Annotated in this window: 3 protein-coding genes; all 3 read left to right on the forward strand. The window is 43.4% G+C overall.

Features of this window, described 5'->3' with window-relative positions:
- Positions 1-26 precede the first annotated feature (26 nt).
- The 3 genes from HHI26_RS12570 (at position 27) to HHI26_RS12580 (ending at position 9511) form a co-directional block, all read left to right on the forward strand.
- A complete protein-coding gene (locus HHI26_RS12570) occupies positions 27-5903 on the forward strand; it encodes a DUF3320 domain-containing protein (RefSeq protein WP_171149205.1) in 5877 nt (1958 codons plus the stop codon).
- Between the two features lie 218 nt (positions 5904-6121).
- Positions 6122-6436 (forward strand): hypothetical protein, encoded by a 315-nt coding sequence (locus HHI26_RS12575; protein ID WP_171149206.1) that lies wholly within the window; start codon positions 6122-6124, stop codon positions 6434-6436.
- Positions 6437-6787: 351 nt separating this feature from the next.
- Positions 6788-9511, forward strand: coding sequence for an NB-ARC domain-containing protein (locus tag HHI26_RS12580; protein WP_171149207.1), 2724 nt, complete (start codon positions 6788-6790; stop codon positions 9509-9511).
- Positions 9512-9904 lie beyond the last annotated feature (393 nt).

The raw sequence follows: 9904 nt of genomic DNA on the forward strand, positions 1-9904 counted from the left end.
ATTTTTGTATTGGGAGACGCATTTTTATGAGCATTAGGGCGCAGGTGAGTATCGCGCGGAAACTGGGATTCACTTCTCACCAGAATGCCGTTCCGCTGTTACGTGAACTTGTCTTGCATAACGAATCAGATCAAAACTTTCAGGATCTAACGTTACATTTGCAGACAGCACCAGCAGTGCTCGAAGCGAAGCAATGGAATATTGATCGCCTGCTTCCAGGTACATCTCTTGATATTCGTGAGCGTGATATAAAGCTCAATGCCGAATGGCTGGCTGAACTGACTGAAAGTGTGATGTGTGAAGTCACACTAAGTTTGCGGCAGGGAGATGAAGAACTTTTCACTATTAATTATCCCCTCGAAGCGTTGGCTAAAAATGAGTGGGGGGGCAATGCAATGTTAGAATTGCTTCCTTCTTTCATTATGCCGAATGATCCTGCCGTAGACCGTCTCCTAAAAGCGACATCGGACGTTTTGCGCAGTGCCGGCAAAAACCATGCGTTGGATGGTTATGAAAGCCAGTCCAGAACTCGCGTATGGGAGATTGTTTCTGCGCTATGGACTGCAGTCTGTAACCTGAGTGTCAGTTATGCACTACCTCCCGCCAGCTTTGAACGTAACGGTCAGAAAATTCGTACTCCGGGCGCTATTCTGGAAGGCAAAGTCGCCACCTGCCTGGATACAACGTTATTATTTGCTTCCGCCCTGGAACAAATTGGACTCAACTCTCTGGTATTCCTTAGCGAAGGACATGCCTTTGTTGGTTTCTGGCTTCAACCGCAGGAGTTTGCGCAATTAGTCACTGAAGACGTATCTTCGGTTCGTAAGCGCATCGATTTGAAAGAAATGGTGGTGTTTGAAACGACACTGGTCACTAAAGCTCACCCACCTTCATTCACTCAGGCTTTTGAAGAAGCGTTAAAGCACCTTACGGAGGACGAGTTTCACGCAGCCATTGATACTCGCCGTGCGCGGATGCAAAAAATTCGCCCCCTGGCGCTTGGAATCACCCGCCCGGAAAGCCAGTCAGAATCAGAACTGGATGTTCGGCATGGTTTTGAAGATGCACCAGTACTCCCTTCATTTGAGCTTGATATCGAGATTGAAGGGGAAAAAGAAGCAACGGGTCGTCTGGTGCAGTGGCAGCGTAAACTGCTTGATTTGACAACCCGCAACCGTTTACTGCATCTGCCAGAGAGTGCCAAAGGTATCCGGCTGATATGTTCTAATCCCGCCTACCTCGAAGACAAACTGGCAGAAGGCAAACGAATTCGCATTGTCTCATTACCTGACCTTGAGATGGGCGGACGTGATGCTGAATTATATCGTCAGCAGACAAATGAAAATCTCCGTGAGGAATATGCCCAACAGGCTTTGGATCGTGGCGAAGTTGTTTCGCCGCTTGAAAAAGAACGTCTGGAATCAGCGTTGATTGATCTTTATCGCAAATCAAAAAGCGATCTGGATGAGGGCGGTGCCAACACCCTCTTTCTTGCAGTGGGTTTCCTTAAGTGGAAAAAATCAGCGGAAGACCCAAAGAGTTATTCCGCTCCTCTTATTCTTCTACCGATTCAGCTTGACCGCAAAAGTGCACTTTCTGGCGTGACCATGCGCTTGCTGGAAGAGGAACCCCGTTTCAATCTCACCTTACTTGAGTTGCTGCACAATGACTTCGCATTAACGATCAACGGTCTTGATGGTGAGTTGCCCACAGATGAAAGTGGCATTGATGTGGATGGTATCTGGAATATGGTGCGCCGCGCTGTGCGCGATATGCCAGGTTTTGAGGTCACACGTGATGTCGTGATAGGCACCTTCTCATTTGCCAAATATCTGATGTGGAAAGACCTGATCGACAGAGCACCACAACTGATGCAAAGCCCTCTGGTGAAATATCTTATTGAGCGTGGTCAGGAAAATGCTGTTCTCGAGAAAAGTGGAGAAATAGTTGAGGTCGACAAACTTGATGATGCTGTAGACACACGGGATCTGTTCCTGCCATTACCTGCAGACTCCTCGCAAATTGCCGCTGTAGTGGCTTCTGCCAAAGGCCGTGATTTTGTCCTGGATGGACCGCCTGGCACGGGTAAATCACAGACCATTGCCAACATGATCGCGCACAATCTGGCGCTGGGAAGGCGTGTATTATTTGTTGCTGAAAAGAAAGCGGCACTTGATGTGGTTTATCGCAGGCTGGAAGCCCAGGGACTCGGCGAGTTTTGTCTGGAGTTACATTCCAGTAAAACCTCAAAAATGGATTTCCTCAAGCAACTTGAACGGGCATGGGATGCTCGCGATATGCTCACCACCAGTGAGTGGGAAGAGGAAGCTGGCAAGGTGCAACGCCTGCGTGACAAGTTGAATGAGGTTGTCCGTTTACTGCATTTGCGCTGGCCGAATGGCCTGACGCTCCATCAGGCGATGGGCCGCGTTATCAGAGATGCCAGTTCTTTAACGCCTGAGTTCACTTGGGCAGCTGGCACTTTGCATTCCTCTCTACAAATGACAGCGTTCCGTGAAATTGCCAAACGTCTTGAACTCAATCGTAATGCTTTTAAACAACACGACTCTCATTTTGGAATCATTAACCAGACTGACTGGACGAATGGCTGGCAATCGTCGCTGGTTGCTGAAGCACAGGTAATTCCGGGAAAAATAGAGCATCTGGAAAACGCCACAGGAGAATTGCTTAAAGCGACGGGAATTACTCTTGATTCAACCGAGCCAGATAAGCTGATTCAACTGACATCACTCTGCGAGCTATTGTCTAGTGTGGTCGGTATTGATCTGAGTTTTATGTTTGCCCCGGATGCTGCGGCTCGCATTGAAGCTGCAAAAGCGGCAATCAATCTTCTCAGCGAAATTGAATCATTTAAAGCACGACTGTCCGTTGCTTATCCCGGAAACAGCTGGCTGAACCTCAATGTTCAGCAGTTTAAAACCTCACTTGAAGAGGCGGACAAAAAATTCTGGTTCTTCGCAACAAATGCCCGTAAGAAAGTCATTGGCGAGGTAGTTCGACAATTTTTACTGAGCGCGACTCCCGACCTGACTGTCGATCTTCCCATTATTGATAAGCTTCAGGCATTACATCACAAGCTGTCTGAGCTAACTCCACGCACGGCGACGATGCCGGCATGGAATGGCCTTGACACCAATCTTTCTGACTTACAGAACACTCTGGATTTAGCTGACACTCTTCGCAGTGCGTTGGGTGGTTTTGCCTCATCCCCTCAGCAGCTTGCAGAGATCCGCTCAGCGGTTAAAACATTGGTTATTGATGCCAATGACTTGCTCGGCTCGCAGGGTATTATTGCTGCTCTATCCCACAACCTGCGTGCTTCTGTATCGGGTTTCAATGAAGCGAAAGCAAGATTCTGTAATCTTATCAAAGTTCCAGAACGCGACATGTCGATACCCATTTTACGCGAATGCGCCGTGGGTATCGTGCACCATCAATCGGCTTTAAAAGCCTGGAGTGACTGGCGCCGGGTACGTGAAGAAGCTATTGACCAGGGCTTATTGCCACTGATCAACGTCCTGGTGCAACTTGATTCAGGTGATATCAGCGCAGCTGAGTTGTTTGAAACAGCCTATTGCCGCTGGTTTGCGTCGTGGATGATTGACTCAGAGCCTTTGCTACATAATTTTGTACCAGCTGAACATTTTAGTGATATTGAGGCCTATCGCATCCAGACTGACCGTCTCGCCAGTCTCACGGTTCGCTATATTCGTGCTCGATTGTGCGGTGTGATACCTGCAAAAAATGAGATCAGTAAGCAGGGTGGTTTTGCCTTGCTCAAACATGAGTTGCAGAAGTCCCGGCGTCATAAGCCTGTCCGCCAGATGGCGGCTGAAATGGGTGATGCTATGTCTAAGCTTGCGCCATGCATGCTGATGAGCCCACTTTCAGTTGCACAATTCCTTCCTTCGGAACAGGCGCTGTTTGATCTGGTAATTTTCGATGAAGCATCACAAATATCCCCCTGGGATGCTATTGGTGTCATGGCGCGCGGTAAACAGGTTGTTATTGCTGGCGATCCACGACAGATGCCGCCCACCAGTTTCTTCAACCGCGCGGCAAATGAGACGGATGATACCGAAGAAGATATGGAAAGCATTCTTGATGAGTGCCTGGCCGCGGGGCTGTATAACCACAGTCTTAGCTGGCATTACCGTAGCCGCCATGAAAGCCTGATAACGTTCTCTAATCATCGGTACTACGACAGCAATCTGATCACTTTCCCTGCATCGGAAACAAAGCAAAGTGCTGTTAAGTGGTGCAAGGTTGCGGGGATCTATTCAAAAGGTAAGGGACGCCATAATCAGGCAGAAGCGGAAGCAATAGTGGCTGAAACCGTAAAACGCCTGAAGGATAAAACGTTTGTAGCGTCCGGTAAATCCATTGGCATTATTACGCTGAATACGGAACAGCAAAAACTGATTAATGACCTGATGGATCGTGCCCGGCAACAACATCCCGAAATTGAGCCGTTCTTCCAGTCGGAGTTGGAGGAACCTGTTGTGGTTAAAAATCTGGAAACCGTTCAGGGGGATGAGAGAGATTTGATCATACTTGGCATTGGGTATGGTCCGACAGAGCCTGGTGCGAATACTATGTCGATGAACTTCGGACCTTTGAACCGTGAAGGCGGTTGGCGACGTCTCAATGTTGCTGTCACCCGCGCGCGGCAGGAAATGATGGTATTCAGCTCTTTTGATCCCTCCATAATCGATCTCAATCGCACAAGTGCTCGCGCGGTTGCTGACCTTAAACACTTTATCGAGTTCGCCCAGCGTGGACCGATGGCTCTGGCACAGGCGGTTCGTGGTTCAGTAGGCGGTTATGACTCTCCATTCGAGGAGGCCGTAGCAAATGGCCTAAGAAGGAGAGGGTGGCAAGTTATTCCGCAGATCGGAGTATCGCGTTTCCGTATTGATTTGGGGATCGTGCATCCAGACAAACCCGGCGACTATCTTGTGGGGGTGGAATGCGACGGTGCCACTTATCACAGCGCAGCCACTGCACGTGATCGTGATAAGGTTCGCAGCGCGATTCTGCAGGGGCTGGGCTGGAAACTTCTCCGCCTGTGGTCAACAGAATGGTGGGTGGATAAGGAAGGCGCACTAGAACGGTTGGATATAGCGATTAATGCTCTGTTGGAAGAATCCAGAGCAGCTGAAGTCGCCATTGCTGAAACACAAGAAGAGGCAGAGGTAGTTACTGCAGAAAACAGCAATGAAGAAGTAAACGAAGAACAAGGTTTTAAGCTGGTGGCTAATGATGAAGAAATATCAGCGCCTGTTGAGAGCATTAAACCCGTTGCTCACTCACCAGTAGCAGAAGATGAGTCAGAGGATTTGTTGCAGGAACTGAAGTATGCATCCTCAGCGGTATCTGAAGCCGCTCAACCTGCAACTGCGGGAAAATATGTCGTCAATGATTTGAAGGCGTGGCAGGGCAAAACTGACCCAGAGAAGTTCTATGTCGTGGAGTACGATGAGACGCTAAAAGCTCTTATTGCAGAGGTGGTTAATGGTGAGTCACCTCTTTTGGACACTACACTGGTGCAGCGTGTCTCGCGTGCTCATGGTTTTAACCGTGCGGGAAGACTGATTCGTGAGCGTGTTATGGAGATAGTAGATCATCACTATCATGTCGCGACCGATCATTCCGGTGAAGATTTTGTCTGGCTGTCAGAAGCTCAAAGAACTGATTGGAACTCATTCCGTTTGCCTGCTACGGATAATGATGTTCGTCAGGTTGATGCTATTCCCAGTGAAGAGTTGCGAGCATTGGCTTTGAGTCTTGAAGGAACAAATAAGATTTCGGAAATGGCAAACTCACTGGGTATTAAACGACTAACCAGTCAGGCGAGACAAAGACTGGAATTAGTACTCTAAATTAAATGGCCATTTAGGATGTCAGAACCTTGGATGGCCTTTATTAGATTTTATTGATTAGCATATGAGCTGGTTTTTTTGGATAGGGGAAGATCTGATTGAGGGGGGGGGGGTAGGAGCGGACGTTGTTGATAAAATAGTTTCCCCCTTGCCTGGCATTGTTACATTATTGATTAACGAGATTGTCGCCAAAATATCAATGATTCAGGGAGAACGAAGTGACATTCGAGATTAGAAAAGAAGACAAAACTATTGGTTTCTCTGAATTGGAATTTGGTGATCCCCCAATGGGAATCGTTCATGGAGCTTTAAGACCAACTCAATTTTACTTTCCAAATAGTGATGCAACGGGCTGTAAACTATTCATTAGCGGGACTGCCGAAGAAATAATCTGCGGTTTCATCGCTATCGAAGATTTGTCACAAAAGCTAGATCAACCTGCTGTAGCAGTCACCATCTTAGTTAGTGCCGCAGAAGATTATGAAAAATATTTCAAATATCATTTAGATATGTACGAAAAACAATTCAACTGATCGACGCAGTAACATGCATTTTCTTAAAATGTCCGTTATTGACTAAATTGACGGCACGTCCAAATCAGGCCGGTTCTGTCTCCGGGTTTTCTGGACCTGACCGTCCCCTGAGTGCCAAAAGCAGACATTGAAATTTTATTAAGAGGCGTCATGCTTAAAGCTATGTAAGTGTCATTGGAGGTTAAATGAAACGCTCTCGTCGTTACTCAATGTTGTAGGAGTAACTTATTGGATATAAAATTGAATGCCTCTTGTTGTTTATTAAGTTGTGATGTGATTTTTAAACATCCTTCTGGAACACTCTAACTCGTCTCTACCACCCGCTCACCTAGAAAAACCTGGAGTTTATTAATGGATTATATTTCGAAAAAAATTGGCGAAAAGTCAGAGCTTAATATATTTACTGGCAATCGTCGGGATGCAGCCACTCAGGAGCAATCGAGAATTGAATACATTTTAGTATTAATTCTTGGATATCTTTGGAATAAAAACATTTCAAGAGTAGGGGATGACTCAAGAACTATGTGCTATCAAAATGTGCTTAGACCATCAATTGGCAGTATCCTTAATCTGGTTAGGACATTAGATGTAGAGGGGGAGATATTTGGTGGAAAGAAGCTTAAAGCATTTAAAGAAGCCATCAACAAATATCCTAATTTAAGAAATGAATCCATAGGCCATGGATTTTCATTTGAAGATGGGTCTGATGACCTTTATGAAAAGTTATGTGATATTTACAAGAATATTCAAGATGCTGGTCCAGTTTTTTTGAAACAAGACATGGATATTATAAGTGTATTTTCTTCTAATGAGTCTGTCTCAAAAGGCATCCGGTATAAACCTACAGGTGAGTACTCTCCTTGCACCATTTCTCAGTCAACTGCTAAATTAGAAATAAATACTTTATATATTTATCATGATGCCAATTATCATAAGATATCTCCTTTTTTGAAAACAGATGAAGTCGATGAATTTTATCTTTATTCCTATGTAGATGACAAACTAGCTTCTAGAGCAATGTTCAACCAACTTATTAAAACAAAAAGGAAATATTTCACCATTGATGGAATCATTGGTTCCGTCATGGAAATAGATGAGCGAAGAGTTAAAGCGAGTAACGGTACCATCATTAATAGTTTCGAAAATAATTATAAGAAATACATTGATACAGCTATAGTCAAAAAATTAGTACACTTTCTAAAAGAAAATACATCTACTGTTTTTTCTACCGTTTGGGGGCATGGAGGCGTAGGTAAAACCGCTTCTATCCAAAAAGTTTGTGAAGTGTTGCTTAGCGAGGAAAAGAAATATTTTGACTATATTTCTTTTGTTTCTGCAAAAGATAGAAAATTTAACTACCATACAGGTATAATAGAAAAGATTAGTGCTAATGTTGACTCATATGAGTCTGTAATAAGATACATTAACAACATTGCCTTCTGCAAGGATAGCGCTGACCCATCAGACATAATAAACTTTCAAGGTAAGCTGCTAGTAATAATAGATGATTATGAAACCTTTACTCCTTTAGAAAAGGATAAGCTACTTGAATTCATAAAGTTACTTGACATTAGACATCACAAGGTAGTTATAACAACCCGCTCAGCCAGTAATATTACGGGTGAGGAAATCGAAGTTAAAGAACTATCACCCTCTGAATCAATGAGCTTTTTTGATAGCGTACTGGAAAATGAACTTGAAATCGACACTGAAATATATAAAAAAGGGAGGAATAAAACTAACCTGGCTGTGTTAATACATCAATTAACCAATGGAAGGCCTTTATTCATTTTCCAAAGTGCAATAATTTATGGCGAAAGCGGCTCTATTGAAACAATGCTTGACTCTAAGATAAATACTGGGAAAAATGCTATAGAGTTCCTTTATGGAAGAATAAAGGATTATCTCTCATCAAGTGCTTTGAAAATATTTGGCGTGATGGGGATATTAACAACAGAAACTGATTTGATTAATTTACTTTCAAAGCTTCAGTACATATTAAATATGGAAAGGGATGAGTATGGGTTCGAGAAAGCAGTAGCGGAGTTAGTTAAGCTAAAAATAATCACCATTGTTGATGATAAGTATTTCAAAGTATACTCAAGTGAAATTGCTACTCTTATGAGGCAATCATTCCAGGAAGATGGTTCAGTAACGAGTCGTCTGCAGCTAATTGGAACTGATAAGGGATTAGATAATAATCTTTCTCTTCTTAATGATGCCGACAACTCACGAATCACTAAAAAACAAAGTGAAGTTAAGCAAAAATATCGATCAATTATATCACGAGAAGCTACGCCTGTAGATATTAAAATCCAAGCGGTTATAAACTTGGCGCAATATATAATCGAAGATACAGGTAGCTATGAAGAGGGTATAACACTCCTTGGTGAATACCAATTCTCTTATAACAAATCACCTTTGTTTATAAAAACATACTCCACATATCTATGGCGCGGAGATAAGGAAGAGAAGACTAAAGCAATTACTTTGATTGGAAATTTGCTTCAACTTAACTCTTTCTCAGAAGAAAATGAACGACTTGATTTGCTTTGTGTTTTGATGAGATATGAGGCTACATTTTGGATTGATGCAAGAGAAGAACTCAAAGATGATCACAGAATCAATGAAATAAGCGAAGTGGAATATGAAAAAATCTTCGCAGAACAGCGCCAAGAATTCTACAGAATTTTTAATTTTCCAGGCCTTGAAGTATTCAGCTGTATCAAGACCAAAGAACCCGATAAGTTTGAGCATGACATGAAAGTAAAAACACTGAATGGACTATCATATTTTATAGAGGTTTGTTTGAGAAGGCATCAATTCGAAGAAATTGATGATGTATTGAACTTTGTTTTCAACAAGCTCAAATACAATTATCACGATATTTTCAAAAGAAAACTAGACAGAATTAATAGAGCTAGACCATCAAACATTAAAACTTATGATGAATACATCACTCCGGGTAGTGTAGGTGACCGTTTTGAAGCTGCACGTTTAGGGGCTAAAAAGAATGAAATCCCTGGCTCTTTTGGAAATATACTTTCCGCAGCGTTAAAAAGTTCAGAGGTCTGATAAATCTATATACCCCCCTACTGAACTTTTTATAACAGTCACTAGCCCCAAATAAATTTATTTCCCGGGGCTTTTTTTATTGTCATATAATGAATTATCGCACTGACTCTTTAAAGTTGATTAGTCATCCTTTGATTAATCATGAGCATATTACTAATAACGCCAAGAACATATGACAATCATCACGAACTTCCTCTGACCTTGCCCTCAGTGTTAGATACAACAATCAGTTAGTAATATCGGTTTGGTGACCCTGACCCCATATATGATCTATTCATAATCAGGAATAACCGGCTTCTGTAAGTATCCCGGCAAAACGGCCCATTCACTTTTAGAGATCTTCCGACATACTGATTATGTCACCTGTGGAGATAGCTATGCGTAAGATCCGAT

The organism is Erwinia sp. JH02 (genome assembly GCF_013074405.1).
GTDB classification, from domain to species: Bacteria; Pseudomonadota; Gammaproteobacteria; order Enterobacterales; family Enterobacteriaceae; genus Erwinia; species Erwinia rhapontici.